Source organism: Pelosinus sp. IPA-1, from assembly GCF_030269905.1.
Lineage (GTDB): Bacteria > Bacillota > Negativicutes > DSM-13327 > DSM-13327 > Pelosinus.
The window spans coordinates 450,969-469,751 of record NZ_BSVC01000004.1 but is presented as its reverse complement, the minus strand read 5'-3'; the positions used below and the strand labels follow the sequence as shown (position 1 = coordinate 469,751).

The 18,783-nt window shown below is 38.1% G+C and carries 21 protein-coding genes and 1 riboswitch; of the genes, 20 read left to right on the top strand and 1 reads right to left on the bottom strand.

What is annotated here, in order from left to right:
- The first annotated feature begins 6 nt into the window (after positions 1-6).
- From rlmN to hslO, 15 genes are all read left to right on the top strand, one after another.
- Positions 7-1,062, top strand: a complete 1,056-nt coding sequence (gene rlmN, locus QSJ81_RS12115; protein ID WP_285717642.1) for a dual-specificity RNA methyltransferase RlmN — start codon at positions 7-9, stop codon at positions 1,060-1,062.
- 120 nt (positions 1,063-1,182) lie between these two features.
- A complete protein-coding gene (locus QSJ81_RS12110) occupies positions 1,183-1,947 on the top strand; it encodes an FHA domain-containing protein (protein WP_285717641.1) in 765 nt (254 codons plus the stop codon).
- Between the two features lies 1 nt (position 1,948).
- Positions 1,949-2,419: an FHA domain-containing protein gene (locus QSJ81_RS12105; protein WP_285717640.1), complete on the top strand. Its 471-nt coding sequence runs from the start codon at positions 1,949-1,951 to the stop codon at positions 2,417-2,419.
- Between the two features lie 6 nt (positions 2,420-2,425).
- Entirely contained in the window at positions 2,426-3,145 is a 720-nt protein-coding gene (locus QSJ81_RS12100; RefSeq protein ID WP_285717639.1) for a Stp1/IreP family PP2C-type Ser/Thr phosphatase, read from the top strand.
- Between the two features lie 2 nt (positions 3,146-3,147).
- A complete protein-coding gene (locus tag QSJ81_RS12095) occupies positions 3,148-4,413 on the top strand; it encodes an FtsW/RodA/SpoVE family cell cycle protein (RefSeq protein WP_285717638.1) in 1,266 nt (421 codons plus the stop codon).
- Positions 4,400-5,815 (top strand): peptidoglycan D,D-transpeptidase FtsI family protein, encoded by a 1,416-nt coding sequence (locus QSJ81_RS12090; RefSeq protein ID WP_285717637.1) that lies wholly within the window; start codon positions 4,400-4,402, stop codon positions 5,813-5,815. Before QSJ81_RS12095 ends, QSJ81_RS12090 begins: the two co-directional genes overlap by 14 nt.
- A 16-nt stretch (positions 5,816-5,831) precedes the next feature.
- On the top strand, positions 5,832-7,706 hold the full coding sequence (gene pknB, locus QSJ81_RS12085; RefSeq protein WP_285717636.1) for a Stk1 family PASTA domain-containing Ser/Thr kinase: 1,875 nt from the start codon (positions 5,832-5,834) through the stop codon (positions 7,704-7,706).
- Between the two features lie 12 nt (positions 7,707-7,718).
- On the top strand, positions 7,719-8,594 hold the full coding sequence (gene rsgA, locus QSJ81_RS12080; RefSeq protein WP_285717635.1) for a ribosome small subunit-dependent GTPase A: 876 nt from the start codon (positions 7,719-7,721) through the stop codon (positions 8,592-8,594).
- Positions 8,595-8,597: 3 nt separating this feature from the next.
- Positions 8,598-9,245: a ribulose-phosphate 3-epimerase gene (gene rpe / locus QSJ81_RS12075; protein WP_285717634.1), complete on the top strand. Its 648-nt coding sequence runs from the start codon at positions 8,598-8,600 to the stop codon at positions 9,243-9,245.
- Between the two features lie 40 nt (positions 9,246-9,285).
- A riboswitch (FMN riboswitch) is annotated at positions 9,286-9,417 on the top strand.
- A gap of 110 nt (positions 9,418-9,527) precedes the next feature.
- A complete protein-coding gene (gene ribD, locus QSJ81_RS12070) occupies positions 9,528-10,658 on the top strand; it encodes a bifunctional diaminohydroxyphosphoribosylaminopyrimidine deaminase/5-amino-6-(5-phosphoribosylamino)uracil reductase RibD (RefSeq protein ID WP_285717633.1) in 1,131 nt (376 codons plus the stop codon).
- Complete coding sequence (ribE, locus tag QSJ81_RS12065) at positions 10,627-11,286, top strand: riboflavin synthase (RefSeq protein ID WP_285717632.1); 660 nt, start codon at positions 10,627-10,629, stop codon at positions 11,284-11,286. Before ribD ends, ribE begins: the two co-directional genes overlap by 32 nt.
- A gap of 28 nt (positions 11,287-11,314) precedes the next feature.
- Positions 11,315-12,523: a bifunctional 3,4-dihydroxy-2-butanone-4-phosphate synthase/GTP cyclohydrolase II gene (locus tag QSJ81_RS12060; protein WP_285717631.1), complete on the top strand. Its 1,209-nt coding sequence runs from the start codon at positions 11,315-11,317 to the stop codon at positions 12,521-12,523.
- 4 nt (positions 12,524-12,527) lie between these two features.
- Positions 12,528-12,992, top strand: coding sequence for a 6,7-dimethyl-8-ribityllumazine synthase (gene ribH / locus QSJ81_RS12055; RefSeq protein ID WP_084159820.1), 465 nt, complete (start codon positions 12,528-12,530; stop codon positions 12,990-12,992).
- A 38-nt stretch (positions 12,993-13,030) separates the two neighbouring features.
- The gene (yfcE, locus tag QSJ81_RS12050; RefSeq protein WP_285717630.1) at positions 13,031-13,585 is read left to right on the top strand and encodes a phosphodiesterase; all 555 of its coding nucleotides are present in this window, start codon (positions 13,031-13,033) and stop codon (positions 13,583-13,585) included.
- A gap of 10 nt (positions 13,586-13,595) precedes the next feature.
- Positions 13,596-14,471: an Hsp33 family molecular chaperone HslO gene (gene hslO, locus QSJ81_RS12045; protein ID WP_285717629.1), complete on the top strand. Its 876-nt coding sequence runs from the start codon at positions 13,596-13,598 to the stop codon at positions 14,469-14,471.
- Between the two features lie 76 nt (positions 14,472-14,547).
- On the opposite strand, the gene rpmB is transcribed toward hslO, so the two are convergent.
- Positions 14,548-14,739, bottom strand: coding sequence for a 50S ribosomal protein L28 (rpmB, locus tag QSJ81_RS12040; RefSeq protein WP_038671010.1), 192 nt, complete (start codon positions 14,737-14,739; stop codon positions 14,548-14,550).
- 187 nt (positions 14,740-14,926) lie between these two features.
- On the opposite strand from rpmB, the gene QSJ81_RS12035 reads away from it, so the two are divergent.
- The 5 genes from QSJ81_RS12035 to thmT all read left to right on the top strand — a co-directional run bounded on the left by QSJ81_RS12035 (position 14,927) and on the right by thmT (position 18,698).
- Positions 14,927-15,124, top strand: a complete 198-nt coding sequence (locus tag QSJ81_RS12035) for a DUF1858 domain-containing protein (protein WP_038671008.1) — start codon at positions 14,927-14,929, stop codon at positions 15,122-15,124.
- 102 nt (positions 15,125-15,226) lie between these two features.
- The gene (gene recG / locus QSJ81_RS12030; protein WP_285717628.1) at positions 15,227-17,275 is read left to right on the top strand and encodes an ATP-dependent DNA helicase RecG; all 2,049 of its coding nucleotides are present in this window, start codon (positions 15,227-15,229) and stop codon (positions 17,273-17,275) included.
- 183 nt (positions 17,276-17,458) lie between these two features.
- A complete protein-coding gene (locus QSJ81_RS12025; RefSeq protein ID WP_285717627.1) occupies positions 17,459-17,659 on the top strand; it encodes a hypothetical protein in 201 nt (66 codons plus the stop codon).
- Between the two features lie 95 nt (positions 17,660-17,754).
- Positions 17,755-18,435 carry a TVP38/TMEM64 family protein gene (locus tag QSJ81_RS12020; protein ID WP_285717626.1) on the top strand — a complete coding sequence of 227 codons (681 nt, stop codon included), beginning with the start codon at positions 17,755-17,757 and terminating at the stop codon, positions 18,433-18,435.
- A gap of 77 nt (positions 18,436-18,512) precedes the next feature.
- Entirely contained in the window at positions 18,513-18,698 is a 186-nt protein-coding gene (gene thmT / locus QSJ81_RS12015) for a 2-hydroxymuconate tautomerase (protein ID WP_285717625.1), read from the top strand.
- The last annotated feature ends 85 nt before the right edge of the window (positions 18,699-18,783 follow it).

Genomic DNA, 18,783 nt, shown 5'->3' with positions numbered 1-18,783 from the left:
ATAATAATGAAAATTGATATTTTCGGTATGTTTGTAGATGAAATTGCTCAAGTCATTCACCCTTATGGCTTACCAAAGTATCGGGCCTTGCAAATTGCAAAATGGATGTACCAGTGCGGGGTTTATGATTTTGATAATATGACGAATTTGTCTAAAGATCATAGAGCTCTACTGATGGATAACTTTGTAATTCATACGGTGGCAACACAAGCTGTGCAGCAGTCGTCTGATGGTAAGACAAGTAAATACTTAGTAAGTTTTCATGATGGTTCTGCAGTAGAAACTGTATTAATGCGTCAGCCTTATGGAAATAGTGTATGTGTTTCAACTCAGGTTGGATGTGCCATGGGCTGCGTGTTCTGTGCTTCTACATTAAATGGGGTTACCAGAAATTTATCAGGCGGCGAAATCTTAGCGCAAGTGTTGTATATTAACAGATTGTTGCAGCAAGAACAGGCTGCTGTCAATAATATTGTAATTATGGGCTCTGGAGAACCGTTGGCTAATTATGACAATGTACTTAAATTTATCCGATTGTGTCACGAAGAATATAGTATTCACCTTAGTTATCGCAGTATTACATTATCCACTTCAGGCTTAGTGCCGGAAATGAATCAGTTAGCTAGAGAGGGATTGCCAATAACCTTATCTATTTCTTTGCATGCACCTACTAACGAAATTCGTTCCCAACTAATGCCGATTAATAATCGTTATTCATTACCTGAAGTTATGGATGCAGGCGATTACTACGCTGAGCAAACAGGTAGACGGGTGACTTACGAATATGTATTAATTTCTGATGTTAACGATAAAATCGAGCATGCGGGGCAGTTAGCGGCGCTGATGAAAGGGCGATTGGCTAATGTCAATCTAATACCCGTTAATCCTGTTATGGAACGAGGGTTATTAAGGCCTGATAATAAAAGAATTCAGCAGTTTGAAAAAATCCTTCTCGACAAAAAAATTAATGTTACAGTACGTCGCGAAATGGGTACGGATATACGGGCTGCTTGTGGACAGCTTAGAAATAACGTAGTAAATAATAGCCCAAAAGCAAGGTGATAATGCCTTGCTTTTTCGATTTATTATTTCGATAAGATTTTGAAGATAAAAGTACCTCATTTTGACTATGGTGGTAATATAAAGTATAATAAAATAGATTAAATTGGTGAGGTAATAGTTATGAAGTTTGTTCGAGGCTTGGAGAATATGTTTGAGAAGTATATTGAAGGATTCTTTAATAGTAAATTTTCTAGTGGTTTACAGCCAATAGAAATTGGAAAGCAATTGGTTAGGAGTATGGAGGACGAGAAAACAGTCGGTATTTCAAAAACGTATGTTCCTAATTTATATATGGTTTATTTAAACGATATTGATTATAATCGAATATCTTCTTATAGCCAGTCTATTTCCCAAGAATTGTCTACGCACTTAATGGAGCAGGCGAAACAAAGGAAATATACGATTATAGGTATGCCTATAATTGAGTTTTACCAAGATGAGTCTGTTATTAAGGGGAGTTTTCGTGTAGTAAGTTGCTTTAGCGAGCCCTTGCCTGATGAAAAAAGGGTAGTAAGTGAGAATATAGAACAACAAGAAATATCCGATACTCGTGTATTTGATAAAGTGGAATGTAATATATTAGAACAAGCTTGTTTACATGGGAAATTACGTGTTTTGGAAGGACCTGATGCAGGTGTAAAGATTGAAATGACAACCAACAGGGTGAATATTGGACGTAGGGCTAGTAATGAACTGCCACTTACCGATTTAAATACATCAAGGTTACAGGCCTATGTGATATTTGAAGATGGTAATCATGTGATATATGATGCGAAAAGCCTAAATGGAACTTATGTAAATGATCATCGAATTAGTTGCAAAGAATTAACCCATGGTGATCATATAAAAATAGGTAATACTGTTATTTTATATGAGGTGAATTGAATTGCCGAGCAAGGTATTCATTTTAAATAGCATTGGCGTTATACTACAATATAGTTTATTAGGATTCCTATATTATTTTTTATATAAAGTCATAAAATTAATTTATACTGATTTAAATTTATCCGAGCATGAAAAAGTATCAGTAAAGAATGATCAGAATAAGTTTGATGGCTCTAATGAGGCAAAATTATTGGTAGTTGATAGTGGGCATGTTAATCTAGGGCAAACTAGTTTTTTTTTAGAAGGAACGGTATATCTTGGGCGTAACGAGAATAATGGAATCGTAATTGAGGATTCGTTTATATCATATGAACATGCTAGTATCCATAAAAATCAACAGGGGTATTGGCTGACTGACTTACATAGCACTAATAAAACATATCTTAATGGTCAGCCTATTGTAGAGGCAACCTTGTTGAAAAATGGTGATCTAATTAAAGTTGGATCTGTTACATTTAGTTTTAAGGGGTGAGGGGTATTGCTCGCACATGTAATTTCTGATATTGGTTTGGTTAGAGAGACAAATGAAGATAGTTATTTCTGTAGCCCACCACATTTGTTCATTGTGGCTGATGGTATGGGAGGGCATGTGGCTGGAGAAATTGCAAGCAAACTTGCAGTAAAAACAGTCAATGGTTATATTCAAGAGCATGTAGGGAAGGATAATCTTGAATTGTTACTCAAACAAGCAATAATTCAAGCTAACACCTCCATTTATCAGATGGCTCTATCTAAAGAAGATTTTAGTGGTATGGGGACAACGGTAACGGTCGTATATATTGATGGGAAAAAGCTTCATTGGGGCCATGTCGGTGATAGCCGTATCTATTTATTGCGTAATGGAGAGTTTCGCCAAATAACCAATGACCATTCATTGGTTTGGGAATTAGTGCAAAGCGGTAGTATAACGAGAGAAGACGCGCAGAATCATCCAAAGCGCAATATATTGACTCGTGCGGTTGGTACGAGTTGTTTAATTAGCGTTGATACAGGCACCCTTTCCTTAGAAGCAGGTGATGTTGTATTAATGTGTACGGATGGACTAACTAATATGGTTAGTGAAGAAGAAATCCACAAATTAATTCAAAGAAAAGACTGCGATCCTCGCTCTATTGTAGAACAGTTGGTGATGCAAGCTAAAAATGCGGGTGGATTCGATAATATTACGACTATCTTAATTAAAGAAGAGGATGCATAACTATGACTAACATAGGACAACTTGAGCGCAATTTGCTTGTGGTTGCTGGTATCATTATGTTACATGGTGTAGCAGCTGTTAGCTTGGCTCACGGGGTCATTAATTATATTGCATTAGGAGCTATATGTTCTATCTTTGCTGGGTTTATGCTAGTAAATACTCTCTTGCGTAGAATGGGACATGCTGGTGATCCTCTATTACTCCCGTTAACAGCCCTACTGGTGAGTATTGGATTGACTACTATTTTTAGACTTAGACCAGATCTTTTTTTAGTACAAGTGATTTGGATTGGTGTGGGGTTGAGTGTTTTTTTAGTATCTGTATTTCTTTCTAGGCGACTAGAACAAGTGGCTTATTTTAAATATATTTGTGGATTTATTGGTGTCAGCTTGTTATTAACAGCAATTGTCTTTGGAGTTGATATTGGCGGACATAAAAGCTGGGTAATTATAGGACCAATTCGCTTTCAACCTTCTGAATTTGCAAAGATATTTATTGTATTATTTTTAGCAGCTTATTTAAGTGAAAGAAGAGAATTACTTACTCATGCTACTAGGCATTATGGACCTTTGGTGCTGCCACACCCAAGATTTGTTGCGCCTCTTATTGCAGTATGGGGCATTACAATGCTTATGTTTATATTGCAACGTGACATGGGGGCAGCCCTATTGTATTTTGGTATTGCTATACTCATGGCCTATATGGTTAGTGGGCGATTGAGCTATGTGATCATTGGCTTAGTTTTATTTTTAATTGGCTCAGTCATTTGTTATAAATTATATTCTCATATACAAATTCGTGTTGATATTTGGCTAAATCCGTGGGCTGACCCTAACGGAGGAGCATATCAAATTGTTCAGTCTTTATTTGCTTTGGGCTCTGGGGGGATTATGGGGACTGGTCTTACTTATGGATTTCCTGGTATGATCCCTGAAGTTCATACAGATTTTATCTTTGCTGCTATCGGGGAAGAGATGGGCTTAATGGGGGCAGGTGCGGTTATTATAATATATATTATTTTAATCTATCGTGCCTTTCGTGCATCGTTATTGTCAATTATGCCTTTTAGTATGATGGTAGCTGGCGGATTGGCAGTTTCTATGGCACTCCAGATATTCTTGATTATTGGCGGAGTTATTAAATTTTTTCCTTTAACAGGCATTACTTTACCGTTTATTAGTTATGGGGGGAGTTCTATTGTATCAAATTTCATATTGCTAGGTATGCTGTTTTCCATATCGGAAGTGAGATGTTATGATGCGAAATGACATGAATCATATAGCTGATAATATTCGTAAGGTGGCTTTAGGACTAGTTGGTTTATTGTTGAGTTTACTAATCTATCTGTCTTATATACAAGTTGTAGAGAGTGAATTTTTGGCAACACACCCCTTAAATCGCCGCACGGCTGAAATTGCTCGTATGATTCCATATGGTATGATAGTGGATAGACATGGTGATAAGTTGGCCTATAGTCAAAGAGAGGGAGATGTATTTAAGCGTAAGTATCCCTATGAAGCTATGACAGCACAAGTGGTAGGTTACGATAGTAGCACATATGGTAAGAGTGGTATTGAGGGGACTTTCAATTCCTATTTAACTGGGAATAATAACGCAATGGCTCATTTAGGGGCAATCAGCCATTTATTTGCCAATAAGGCAGGTAATAATGTAGTATTAACCTTGGATGTGAAACTGCAAGAAATTGCTTACAAAGCTCTAGGAAATCATCGAGGAGCCGTAATTGCGATAAATCCTCGTACAGGAGCAATCTTAGCTATGGTGAGTAAGCCTAGTTTTGATCCTAATCAAATTGATCAGGAGTGGAAAAGTATTTCTACGAATGAGAATAGTCCTTTATTAAATCGGGTGACTCAGGGATTGTATCCTCCTGGTTCTACGATTAAGGTTATGATTGCTGAGGCAGCATTAAAAGAGAAGGTAATAGACCTAAATAGAACCATAGATTGTGAAGGTATTTTAAAGATACCACCAGATTATACTTTGCAAGAAAGTCATTTAGAGTCCTATGGTAAGATTAACTTAACTGAAGCATTAGCCGTCTCGTCTAACGTATTTTTTGGCACCATATCTTTAGAATTAGGACGCAGCAAAATGGCGAATGCCTTTGAGCGATTTGGTTTTAAACAACCTGTCAGTCAAGAATTGCAAGAAACTGCTTCTCATTTGCCGAATTTTTCTTCGTTGGGCAACGGAGATTTAGCACAAACGGGCATTGGCCAGGGCAGTTTATTAGTTACACCTTTGCGGATGGCTATGCTAGCAAGTAGTTTCGCTAATAAGGGGGTAATTATGAAGCCATATCTTGTAGATAAGATAACGGATCCTGATGGTACTGTAATTAAATCATATTCTCAGGAAGAATGGCTTACTGTGACTAGCCCTCAACTAGCTGAGGATATTAATAAAATGATGATCAAAGTTGTTGAAAGTGGTACAGGTAAATCAGCTTCTTTACCAGGTATAATAGTAGCTGGTAAAACTGGTACCGCAGAAAACGCTCAGGGGGATTCTCATGCTTGGTTCATTGGTTTCGCACCAGCAAATAATCCGCAAATTGCAATTGCGGTAATTGTTGAAAATGCTGGTTATGGGGGAAGCATTGCAGCGCCAATTGCCCGTCAAGTGTTTAGGGCAGCATTACAATAAGGGGGTGATGGTTCACATGATTAATCGAACTCTTGATAAGAGATATACTGTTTTAGAGCATATTGGTGGCGGTGGAATGGCTGATGTCTATAGGGCACACGATAAACTATTGGATCGCTCTGTAGCAGTTAAAGTTTTACGTTCACAATTTGCAAATGACGAAGAATTTGTGACCCGTTTTAGGCGTGAAGCGCAAGCAGCGGCTCGTTTATCTCATCACAATATTGTAAATATCTATGATGTCGGAAAAGATGAAGATGTACACTATATTGTTATGGAATATATATCAGGTGAAACTCTTAAAGAACGTATTTTACGAGAACCACTGCCTATAGAAATGGCAGTTCGGATTGCCGCAGATATCGCTGAAGCATTAGAACACGCGCATCAGAATAATTTAGTACATTGTGATATAAAACCTCATAACATACTTATGACTCGCGCTGGACGTATAAAAGTGACTGACTTTGGTATTGCAAGAGCAGTAAGCTCAGCTACGATGCATCATACTTCAACAATAATAGGATCAGTACATTACTTTTCTCCTGAACAGGCAAAAGGAACAGTGGTTGGGGCAAAGTCAGATATTTATTCATTAGGTGTTGTTCTTTATGAAATGCTGACGGGAACAGTGCCCTTTAATGGCGAAACGCCAATCAGCATTGCTTTGAAACATTTACAAGAAGAACCGCGTCCTATACGGGAACTAAAACCAGAAGTACCACCTTTGTTGGAGGCTATTGTTCTTAAGGCAATGGCAAAAGATGTAGCGAACCGATTTGACATTAGCGAGATGATTGCTGACTTAAAATCAGTACAAAACTATTTTAGGGATGACCATACGCGCCGTCTGTCAAGAGGCGATTTCCCTACTCAGATACTACCACGCATAGAGGAACCGATTTCTAACAAGGCAAATATGGTTGGAGCCGAACCAGAAAATAATAGTTTAACGAAAAGTAATAAATCCAAGAAGCGAGTATGGGGCTTAATATTGCTATTATTATTTGGCTTTATGATAGGTGCTTTTTTTGCTTTTGGTAAGTTTTGGAGCAATAATGATGTTACCGTTGCAAATGTTGTTGGCAAACAAGTAGAAGTTGCCCGCAGTATTTTAACAGGGCAAAACTTGCGTGTCACAGTATCAGAATCATTTAGTGATAAAGTACCAGCTGGAAACGTCATTTCTCAATATCCAGAGGCAAATACAGTAGTAAAAGAGCAGCGTATGGTTAATCTTGTTATTAGCAAGGGTGGCGAGATTACTATAGTGCCTGATCTTAGAGGACTCAGCCGAAGGGATGCAGAACTGCAAATTAAAAATGCTGGTTTAGTAGTAGGAAGAATTGATGAACAGTTTAACGCTGACGTTCCAGCGGATACAATTATTAATCAGCAGCCACGCCCGCCGGTTCAAGTCAATAAGAATTCTACGGTTGATCTTGTTATAAGTAAAGGTGCTGGTCCACGTAAATTTGCCTTACCTGATTTTCGTGGTACGCCGATAAATACGGTAAACACCCAAATTGAGAGTCTAAAACTAAAAGTGGGTAAAGTAACTGAAGAAGTTAGCGATAAGTATCCAATTGGGACTATTATTGGACAAAATCCTGGTCCATCAGCGGAAATTACAGAAGGTGCTTCGGTAGATTTCACAGTTGCAAAAGGCGGCGGTAGTGCAACTAAAAAAGCCGTTGTGCAAATAACAGTACCTGAAGGGGCCACTCGCCAAGCAGTTCAAGTTGTTTTAACTGATACAAATGGTCGACGTGTTGTTTATGAAAATGTCCATAAGCCTGGTGATAAGGTTGAAAAAACCGTGGATGGTGTAGGCCAAGTTAGAGTACAAGTGTATATTAATGGTGTATTGTTGCAAGAGCAAACAATATAGGAGGCATAGCAAGTGCAGCATGGGGTGATACTAAAAACATATAATAGTTTTTATTATGTGAAAACAAATGACAAGGTGATTATGTGCACTTTGCGAGGACGCTTTAAAAAAGAACGTTTTTCACTTTTAGTAGGCGATGAAGTTGAATATGATATTACTGAAAATGATAAAGGGATAATTGAAAAGATATTACCTCGCCGTAGCATGTTGAAAAGACCAATGATTGCAAATATAGATCAAGTTATTGTTACCTTTGCTGCAGTAAATCCAAATATTAATGCAGTTTTAGTAGATCGATTTCTAGTTTTGGCAGAAATGTCGGACTTAGATATAATCATCTGTATTAATAAAACTGATTTGGCTGATATGCAAGAATTAGAACCTCTTCTTGCATTGTATCGGAGTATTGGTTATAAGGTTATCACATTATCTGCTAAATTGGGACTTGGTATTAGGGAATTGCAAAATGCTCTTTCTGATAAAATTAGCGTATTTGCTGGTCCCTCGGGGGCTGGCAAATCCACGATTTTAAATACAATTGAAGCGGGGCTTACTCTAGTAACAGGTGAAGTTAGTGAAAAAATTGGTCGTGGTAAGCACACGACTCGCTTTGCAGAGCTGTTACCCTTAACTACCGGTGGCTTTGTTGTCGACACGCCCGGTTTTAGTTTTACCGAGTTTGATGATGTGAAAAAAAATGATCTTATGTATTATTTTCCCGAAATAGCAGCGATTGTACAGGAATGCAAGTTTAATACTTGTCTGCATGTGAAAGAACCCCAATGTGCTATAAAACAGGCAGTATTAGAGGGGCGTATTAATGAACAGCGGTATAATTCATATATTGAAATACTATCGGAAATTCAAGAAAAGAAGAAAGGATTTTAAATTATGATTAAAATAGCACCATCAATTCTTTCGGCTGACTTTTCTAAATTAGCTGAAGAAATAGAACGAGTGGAAGTAGCAGGTGCGGATATGCTTCATATTGACATAATGGATGGACATTTTGTACCTAATATTACATTTGGTCCTCCTGTTGTTGCGGCAATTCGCAAAGTATCTAAATTATTTTTCGATGTTCATCTTATGGTAAGCAATCCGCAAGATTTTGTTGAAGCGTTTGCAAAAGCAGGTGCTGATCTCTTAACAGTTCATGTTGAAACAGCCCCTCATTTACATCGAGTATTGCAAACCATCAAAGAGCATGGGCTAAAAGCTGGGGTATCTCTTAACCCCTCTACGCCACTTTCGGTAATTGAAGAAGTGCTTAGTGAAGTAGATATGGTGTTATTAATGACCGTAAATCCTGGATTTGGTGGCCAAAAATTTATACCAAGCATGCTTGATAAAATTACTAGGTTAAAATCTATGATTTCCGAAAGGAATTTAGCTGTGGAGATCCAAGTGGACGGCGGAATTAATGCTGTAACTGCCCGTCAGGTAATAGCTGCTGGTGCTACAATTTTGGTTGCAGGATCTGCTGTATACCAATCAGAAGATATTAAAAAAGCAATTTCTGAAATTAAAGGCACTTGATTATTTTCATGAATACTGGTAACATATACATAATTGAATAAGGAGCCTTTGGGGCAAGGTGAAAAAGAGAAATCTTTTAACTCCTTACCGGCGGTGATTAGCCCGCGAGCCGTATGGCTGATCCGGTGGAATTCCGGAGCCGACAGTATAGTCTGGATGGAAAAAGGTTATTATTAAGTCTTTGATAAGGCTTAATAGCTGTTGCATTTTTCTAATGTTCTATTAGGCTGTTAAAAAGTATTAAACTTTTTTAACAGCCTAATTTTTTTGGAGGGGTCAATTATGGATGAAGAGTATATGAGGCAGGCGCTATTTTTGGCTCAATACGCTACTGGCCGGACAAGTCCAAATCCTATGGTTGGGGCTGTAATTGTGCGGGAAGGACGAGTTGTGGGACAGGGATGGCATAAGCAAGCAGGCACACCCCATGCCGAAATTAATGCATTGCAGCAAGCTGGAGAATTGGCGGAGGGGGCAACTATATATGTTACGCTAGAACCTTGTTCTCACCACGGTAGAACAGGACCATGTGCTGATGCATTAATCTTGGCGGGTATTACGAGAGTAATTGTCGCGATGGCAGATCCAAATCCTTTAGTAGCTGGACAAGGTATTAATAAGTTGCGAAAAGCTGGCATTGAAGTCGTAGAAGGTGTGTTGTCAAGGGAAGCTGCAAAATTAAATGAGGTTTTCATAAAGTGGATTTCCACTAAATTGCCTTTTGTCCATTTGAAAAGTGCAATGTCTTTAGATGGAAAAATTGCTTCTTACACAGGACAATCCCAGTGGATTACAGGGCCTGCTGCGCGAAATCGCGTACATACTTTACGAGATACTTGTGATGCAATTCTGGTGGGGATTGGTACTGTATTAGCCGATAATCCTAGTTTGACAACTCGACTATCGTACCAGGGGAAGAATCCGAATCGAGTGATTGTTGACAGCATGGCACGAACACCTCTGACGGCTAATGTAGTAACAGATGGTTTAGCCAAAACTATCATTGCCGTTACTGATAAGGCGCCAGAGGAAAGAGTCAATGCTTTGCGTGCTTGTGGCGTAGAAGTTTTGGTAGTTGAGAGCAAACAAGATGGTGTTAATTTGCCTTTATTATTTAAAGAATTAGGGAAAAGACAAATTACTAGTTTATTAATTGAAGGTGGAGCTAGTATTAATGCTTCCGTGTTAGAGGACAATCTAGTTGATAAGGTACATTGGTTTATTGCCCCCAAGATTATTGGTGGTAATAGTGCTCCAGGACCAATAGCTGGTCAAGGAATAGCTGATGTTAATAAGGCAATTTTGCTTGAAGATATAGAAACAGAATCTGTTGGGGAAGATATATTAATTAGCGCCTATATGCGCAACCGGGAGGGACGAGATGTTTACCGGACTTGTGGAAGAATTAGGTAAAGTGAAGGCGATTGTCCGTGGTGTTAAATCTGTACGTTTAACAATTCAGGCTAGTAAGGTCATTAGTGACGTTAAATTAGGTGATAGTATTGCTGTAAATGGAACATGTCTTACTGTAGTTGAGTATAATAATACTTGCTTTACTGCTGATGTGATGCCAGAAACAGTTGATAGTACTGCGTTAGCGAGTTTAAAAAACGGAGCAATTGTGAATCTTGAGAGGACTCTTAGCATTGGTGACCGTTTTGGTGGTCATATAGTTAGCGGGCATATTGATGGCATTGGGATGATTCGTGCTAAAGATGTTAATGATAATGCTGTTATCGTAAAAATTGAAGCAGGCCCTGAAGTGATGCGTTATATCGTAAAAAAAGGCTCTATTGCCATTGATGGTATAAGCCTTACAATTGTTGAGTGTGGACAAGATTGGTTTACAGTTTCTCTGATTCCTCATAGTGCATCTGTCACTACATTAGGATTTAAAAAAACTGGAGACACTGTAAATCTAGAAGCAGATGTAATAGGAAAATATGTAGAGAAATTGCTTGGATTGCATTCTTCTGATAAGCAGTCTAAAGCAAGTACTCTTAGTATGAATTTTTTACAGCAAAATGGGTTCACATCGTAAAAATAAGTCGAAATACTTGGAGGTAAAAATGAAATTTAATACTATTTTAGAAGCAATTGAAGATGTAAAAAATGGCAAGATAATTGTGGTAGTAGATGATGAAGATAGGGAAAATGAAGGCGATTTATTAATGGCTGCTGATAAAGTTACCCCTGAAGCCATTAATTTTATGGCGACTTATGGACGTGGACTTATTTGTATGCCAGTTATTGGCTCTAGATTAGACGAGCTTGGCATTGGTGCTATGGTCTGTGAGAATACAGACAATCATTGCACTGCTTTTACCGTGTCTGTTGATGCACATACTGTAACAACAGGAATTTCAGCCCACGAGAGAGCAGAAACGATTAGAACATTGTTGGATCCGAATGCATTACCCGAACATTTTAGAAGGCCTGGTCATATTTTTCCCTTACGCTATGTGGAAGGTGGAGTTTTAAGACGGGCAGGTCATACGGAAGCAGCAGTTGATTTGCCAAAAATGGCAGGGTGTTATCCAGCAGGGGTAATTTGCGAAATTATGAATGAAGATGGCACAATGGCTAGAGTTCCAGATTTGATGGAGTTTGTTACTAAGCATAATTTAAAAATTATTACTATTGCCGAGTTGATAAAATATCGTAAAGCAAATGAAACATTTATTATACGTGGTGCAGAAACAAAAATGCCAACTAAATATGGCAATTTCCGCTTAATTTCCTACGAAAGTAAATTAGATAATCAATGCCACATTGCTTTGGTAAAAGGTGATGTAGCTGGCAAAAAGGATGTAATGGTACGCATACATTCTGAATGCTTAACAGGCGATGCCTTGGGATCATTACGTTGTGATTGTGGGGAACAATTGGAAAGTGCTTTAAAACGCATCAGCCAAGAAGAAGCAGGAGTATTAGTGTATATGCGGCAGGAAGGCCGTGGCATCGGTCTTGCCAATAAAATTCGTGCCTATGCATTGCAAGATCAGGGGAAAGATACTGTAGAGGCAAACGAGATTTTAGGTTTTGCACCAGATTTAAGAGATTATGGTATTGGTGCTCAGATACTTGTAGATCTAGGTCTATCAAGCATTCGCTTATTAACGAATAACCCTAGAAAAAGGGCTGGATTAGAGGGATATGGCCTGACTATTACTGAAAGAATGCCAGTAGAAATGAAAGCTAATAAATTTAACCAGCGTTATTTATCCGTTAAAAAGTCTAAACTAGGACATATGCTAAAACAATATGGGGAGGAATAAAAAAATGATAAGAGTTATAGAAGGACAATTAGTAGCAGAAGGACTGAAAATTGGTGTCGTAGTTGCAAGGTTTAATGAATTTATCAATTCAAAATTGCTAGATGGTGCATTGGATGGCCTTAAAAGACACGGTGTGAAGGAGGAAGATATAGAAGTACTTTGGGTTCCAGGGGCCTTTGAAATACCCCTAGTAGCTCAAAAAATGGCCGTCAGTAAAAAGTATGATGCCGTAATTTGCTTAGGTACAGTCATTCGAGGTAGCACTTCTCACTATGATTATGTTTGCTCGGAAGTATCCAAAGGAGTTGCTCACGTCGGCATGGCTACAGGAGTTCCTACTATCTTTGGTGTACTTACTACGGAAAGTATTGAACAGGCTATCGAACGCGCTGGTACAAAAGCTGGAAATAAAGGTTTTGAATCTGCAGTAACAGCAATTGAAATGGCTAACTTATTAAAACAAATCTGAAATAGTAAAATATTTCCAATGGAATAGTGGGTGATTAAATGAATATTGGGATTATTAGTGATACCCATGGTTGTGCGAATACTTGGGAAAAAATATATAACAAATATTTTTTCGAATGTGATTTTATTATTCATGCTGGAGATATACTATATCATGGTCCTCGCAATGATATTCCCAAAGAATATGATCCTAAACGGCTAGCTGAATTGTTAAATAATTCTCCAGTCCCAATTATAACTGCTTGTGGCAATTGTGATGCGGATGTGGATAGCATGGTTCTAACTATGCCTATTCAATCGCCATATGCATATATTATGGTTGATGGATTGCGTATCGTAGCAAATCACGGACATAACTTTACGGAAGAGACGAAGAGGGAAATGGCAGGTAAGTTTAAAGCAGATCTATTTATTACTGGACACACCCATGTGGCTTCATTAGAGAAGCATAATGGTATTGTCTATTTGAATCCAGGTTCCCCAGCTATGTCCAAGAGACTTGATGGACTTGCTACATTTGCTAGGCTTAGGGATCGTGTTGTTGAAGTAATAGACGTTATCACAGGACAAGTAGTAATCTCAGAATTGTTATAGGAGGGGAATCATGGGCGATCATATTATAAGAGCGACTACAGTTGGTGGGGTGCGCGCTTTTGCCGCAGTAACTACTACATTAGTTGAAGAGGCTAGAAAGCGCCATGATTGTTATCCAGTCGCTGCGGCAGCCCTAGGGCGTACTATGACTGGAGCATTATTGTTAGCTGTCAATCTTAAAACCGATGAAAGTATTACAATTCGTATTTCTGGAGATGGACCGCTTGGTGAAATTGTCACGGATGCTCATGCTAGTGGAAGTGTACGTGGTTATGTAAGAAACCCGCATGTTGAGTTGCCTTTACGTGGTAATAAACTTGACGTTGGGGCAGGCGTTGGTAATGGGCAAATTTCTGTTACACGATTTACAGGCTTAAAACAGCCTTTTACTGGCAATGCAGATTTAGTTAGTGGTGAAATAGCGGAGGATATCACTAATTATTTATTAGTCTCAGAGCAAACACCTTCAACGGTAGCTTTAGGTGTTTTAGTTCAACCAGATTTAACGGTAACAGCGGCAGGCGGATTTATGGTGCAAGCGTTACCTAATGCAGATGATGAAGTTTTAAGCCAAATCGAGAAGAATATAGCAGCACTACCGCCAGTTTCTCAATTGGTAAGTGAGGGCATTGATGCTGCAGGTATTATCAATAGAATCTTTGCAGGCTTACCAGTTAGTATGTATGATGAAATTCCCTTGCAATTTGAATGTCATTGTTCTTATGAACGCGTACAGAAAGTGCTTGTTAGTCTTGGTGAAATGGAAATTAACGATATTCTTGTTACCGATGGACATGCAGAAGTGTGTTGCCCTTTTTGCAGTGAAAAATATCAATTTAACAAAGACGATCTTGAGTTAGTTTTAACCCTAATTAAAGGAGAATAGCAAAAAGAAAAGACTGGGAATCTCCCAGTCTTTTCTTTTTGCCCTAATTATAATCTATAATGATTTTTAAATAAAATTAGATAGCACGCTGAACTTTTCCAGAACGTAAGCAACGAGTGCAAGTATTAATTCGTTTTGTTTCACCGTTAACAACCGCTTTAACCCGTTGGATGTTGGGTTTCCAAGTGCGTTTAGTTTTTAAGTGAGAGTGGCTGACATTAGAGCCGCTAGTTAGGCTTTTACTGCAGATTTCACAAAGATTTGCCATGTATTCCACCTCCTTTGATGAAGGACAAGATATCCTTATTACAATAACATTAGTATTTTAGCACAAATTGCTTACTAAATGCAAGGACTTAAGGATAATTCTTTATCTGACCTATATAGCAGGAGATTTAACATAAATATTGAAATAAGATATAATAATAATAGATAAGAGATGGGAGGTATATATCGTGATTACTAGACAAACGTCAATCATTGAGCTTCTTCGATCTCATCCCTTGGTACGTGAGGTTTTTGCTAAACATGGTATGGGATGTATTGGATGCATGGGAGCAGCAACTGAGACAATTGAAAATGGAGCTAAGATGCATGATATTGATGTTGAGGCATTGCTAAAGGAATTAAATGAATTATGCTTGAAAAAATAGGCAAACAAATTTGCCTATTTTCTTAATATATAGGTGATAAATTCTTTTGTAGTGTAGAGAAAATGTAATAATCGAAATGGTTATTTTACGAGGGTGGTTATTTTGGGGAATTGCTGGAGAGATCCAATTCAATATATTAAGGGTGTAGGTCCGATAAAAGCAAATTCTTTGGCTAAATTGGGATTGTTTACAGTTGGTCATCTGTTTGAACATTTCCCTCATCGTTACGATGATCGTAGCCAAATTACTATGATAAGAAATGTAACGGATGGACAAGTAGAGACGTTTAGGGCTGGGGTTATCGGGTGTATGGAGAGTAAACCTCGTCCTGGCTTACATATCACCAAAATTGCAGTAAATGATTCATCCGGAGTAGCTCAGTTAGTATGGTTTAATCAGCCCCATATGAAGAAAATATATAAGCCTGGTGTAGAACTTCTCATAACAGGTAAGGTAAAAAAAACATATCAAGTGGAAGTTCAAAACCCGGAAATTGAGATCATTACAGAGGCTGAAGAGTTTGATACTGGAAAAATTGTACCAGTGTATGCCGCTAGTGAAAGTATTAATCAGCGCTTTTTAAGAACGATCATTAAACAGGTACTTCATGGTTATTGTGATATTGATGAAATATTACCTTCTACGATTTTGACTCAATTTTCTTTGCTAGACCGTAAAAAAGCTTTTGAAAACATTCATTTTCCTCAAAGTATGGAAATGCTTCAGTGTGCGAGAAGAAGGCTGGTCTTTGAGGAATTATATTTGTTACAGTGTGGTTTGCTATATATCAAAAAGAAAAATAGAAGTAACACTGTTGGCATAAAACATGGACCTGACAGTAGTGTTTCTACACAAGTGAAAGGCCAATTACCATTTACCCTTACTAATGACCAAAAGAAGGTATTGTTAGAGATTAAGCTCGATATGGAAGATATGAAACCCATGCAACGCTTATTACAAGGTGATGTAGGCTCCGGCAAAACAGTCATTGCTGCTTTGGCGTTAGCTAAAACAGTTGAAAATGGTTATCAAGGAGCTATGATGGTTCCTACAGAAATACTAGCAGAGCAACATTATCACACATTATCAAGTATATTTGTGCCATTAGGAATTAAGGTAAGAATACTTACAGGTAAACTATCACGGCGTGTCCGTGAGCAAGCCTTACAAGAGATTCAGTGCGGTTTAACACACGTAGTAGTAGGTACCCATGCCTTGATTCAAGAAGCAGTTGAGTTTCAATGTCTAGGGCTAGTGGTTACAGATGAACAACATCGCTTTGGCGTTCGTCAACGAGCTCAGTTACAGGGAAAGGGTAATTCGCCAGATGTGTTGGTGATGACAGCTACACCCATACCGCGGACGATGGCTTTAACCGTATATGGAGATCTCGACGTTTCTGCGATTAGAGAATTACCACCTGGGCGTAAACAAATAAAAACATTTGTAAGAGGATCAGATCGTAGACGGTTAGTCTATGAGTTTATTAAGAATGAAGTTAAGAATGGGCGTCAGGCTTATGTAGTTTGTCCTCTAGTCGAAGAATCAGAAAAAATTAATGCCCAGTCTGCAGTAGAGTTATATGAAGAATTAATGCAAACCGAATTAGATGGTATACCTTGTGGCCTAGTACACGGCAAGATGAAAGGTAAAGATAAGGAGCTAGTTATGGATGGGTTTTATCGTGGTGAAATCAAAGTCTTGGTGGCTACGACGGTGATTGAAGTTGGAGTCAACGTGCCAAATGCAACAGTTATGGCTATTGAGAATGCAGAACGTTTCGGCTTGGCTCAACTACATCAACTCAGGGGACGAATTGGTAGGGGGGAGCACCAATCTTACTGTATTTTGCTCTCTGATAACAAAAACTCGGAAACACAAGAAAGGCTTGGGATTATGACGAAAACGAATGATGGTTTTGTGCTGGCCGAAGAAGATTTAAAGATGCGTGGCCCTGGACAATTTTTTGGCACTAGACAGCATGGCTTACCGGATTTAAAAATCGCGGACATTATAAATGATATAGGTGTTTTCTTAGAGGCTAGACAGGCTGCAGAAAGCACAATGGCTACGTCTGAAGATTTTAATTATATACGACCGGCATTAATTACGCGGTTTGGTCAAGAATTTGGTGGAATTTTTAGCAATTAACAAAACGAAAAAATAAAAAGGGGCGACCATGAGGTCGCCAATTATGGGAGAGGAGAAAATTTACATTATCATTGTGCCACATATGTAGCCTCTTTATACCTAAGTTTAGCTTTTTAAAAAAAATATTATATTGATAATTAGCACACACTATTATAAATCATTAATAATAGGGGTGATGGTAATATGAAACCTATCTATGATGAAAAGAAAATGCGAGATATTGCCGTTGAGTGTCAAGAGTTTGAGCATATTATTAGCGCTATGGGGTATGGATATTCGCTGCTAAATGTATCTCCTGACGATTTTGTTCAAAGGTGCAGTGATTGTGTTAATTGGTTAGGCGGCGATTGTGATATTTTTCAGCGTGAAATAAATGGTAAGTAGGCGGATACCTGGCTCTTTCTGGTTGCCTTTTACTAAGAATTTTAGTATAGTACAGTATTGGAGACACTTATTGTTTAGTATCATGGAGGGTTAGGATGGCTAGGTTTTTCGGATGGCTGTTTTTGATTTTTTTACTTGGGGCAACATATTTTTGGCAACCAGACTTTTTTCAACATTCATATAGTATTCTTAAACATGGCGACATTGTTTCGTTGGCAGAGTATTTACGAAGTTTTGGTGCATGGTCAATTGTTGTAACAATTATTTTATTTATTGTTATGACATTTACAATTGTATTTCCTTTTATGATTTTATCAGGTGCAGCTGGTATTATTTATGGCTTGTTTTGGGGAGTAGTTATTTCATGGACGGGAGAAGTAATTGGTGCAGTCGTTATGTTTATTTTTGCACGCTATTTTTTCAGGCAGATTATAGCGGGGTGGATTACAAAAAGCAAATATTTGAAACAAGTGGATGATTATAGTGCTGCTAACGGATTTAAGGCTTTGCTGATTGCTCGGTTACTCCCCTTAGCACCCTCAGGGATTATTACTGCTGTTGCAGCGATAAGTCGCATTAGTTTTAAAGATTTCATGCTAGCAACTATTTTCGGTAAATTACCGCCAGTGATTATTAAAGTTCTCATTGGGCACGATATCGTTTTTGCTGGGGAAAACATGACACGTCTAATTGTATTAGTCATAGTGGTAATTGGTGTATACGTAGGATTATGGTGGTATAAGCGGCACAAAGATCAAAATAAGGTTAAATACTAAAAATAATGAAATAAATGGCAGGGATCTCGCGATCAATAGCGAATTGAAATATATAAAATTTATGAGGAGGATGGATTATGCCAATCGTACAAATTGATATGATAGAGGGACGCACCGTTGAACAAAAACGTGAAATGGCGAAAAAAGTGACACAAGCAATTACGGAAACTGCTAATTGTCCTGCTGATGCAGTAACAATTGTTATTCGGGACGCAGCCAAGAGCAATATAGCAAAAGCTGGAGTTTTAATGTCAGATAAGTAATATACTTTGTAATAAGTAATAAAGAATCCTCATTGAAATACAATGAGGATTCTTTATTTTCTATGGCATTCGTTTTATTTTTGTA

Excerpts from the sequence above, each read along its gene's own strand:
- QSJ81_RS12020 (WP_285717626.1), top strand. The coding sequence starts at position 17,755 with ATGGCTAGGTTTTTCGGATGGCTGTTTTTGATTTTTTTACTTGGGGCA.
- QSJ81_RS12090 (WP_285717637.1), top strand. The coding sequence starts at position 4,400 with ATGATGCGAAATGACATGAATCATATAGCTGATAATATTCGTAAGGTG.
- ribE (WP_285717632.1), top strand. The coding sequence starts at position 10,627 with ATGTTTACCGGACTTGTGGAAGAATTAGGTAAAGTGAAGGCGATTGTC.
- QSJ81_RS12095 (WP_285717638.1), top strand. The coding sequence starts at position 3,148 with ATGACTAACATAGGACAACTTGAGCGCAATTTGCTTGTGGTTGCTGGT.
- ribH (WP_084159820.1), top strand. The coding sequence starts at position 12,528 with ATGATAAGAGTTATAGAAGGACAATTAGTAGCAGAAGGACTGAAAATT.
- rlmN (WP_285717642.1), top strand. The coding sequence starts at position 7 with ATGAAAATTGATATTTTCGGTATGTTTGTAGATGAAATTGCTCAAGTC.
- rpe (WP_285717634.1), top strand. The coding sequence starts at position 8,598 with ATGATTAAAATAGCACCATCAATTCTTTCGGCTGACTTTTCTAAATTA.
- QSJ81_RS12110 (WP_285717641.1), top strand. The coding sequence starts at position 1,183 with ATGAAGTTTGTTCGAGGCTTGGAGAATATGTTTGAGAAGTATATTGAA.
- QSJ81_RS12060 (WP_285717631.1), top strand. The coding sequence starts at position 11,315 with ATGAAATTTAATACTATTTTAGAAGCAATTGAAGATGTAAAAAATGGC.
- QSJ81_RS12025 (WP_285717627.1), top strand. The coding sequence starts at position 17,459 with ATGAAACCTATCTATGATGAAAAGAAAATGCGAGATATTGCCGTTGAG.
- thmT (WP_285717625.1), top strand. The coding sequence starts at position 18,513 with ATGCCAATCGTACAAATTGATATGATAGAGGGACGCACCGTTGAACAA.
- rpmB (WP_038671010.1), bottom strand. The coding sequence starts at position 14,739 with ATGGCAAATCTTTGTGAAATCTGCAGTAAAAGCCTAACTAGCGGCTCT.
- pknB (WP_285717636.1), top strand. The coding sequence starts at position 5,832 with ATGATTAATCGAACTCTTGATAAGAGATATACTGTTTTAGAGCATATT.
- yfcE (WP_285717630.1), top strand. The coding sequence starts at position 13,031 with ATGAATATTGGGATTATTAGTGATACCCATGGTTGTGCGAATACTTGG.
- ribD (WP_285717633.1), top strand. The coding sequence starts at position 9,528 with ATGGATGAAGAGTATATGAGGCAGGCGCTATTTTTGGCTCAATACGCT.
- hslO (WP_285717629.1), top strand. The coding sequence starts at position 13,596 with ATGGGCGATCATATTATAAGAGCGACTACAGTTGGTGGGGTGCGCGCT.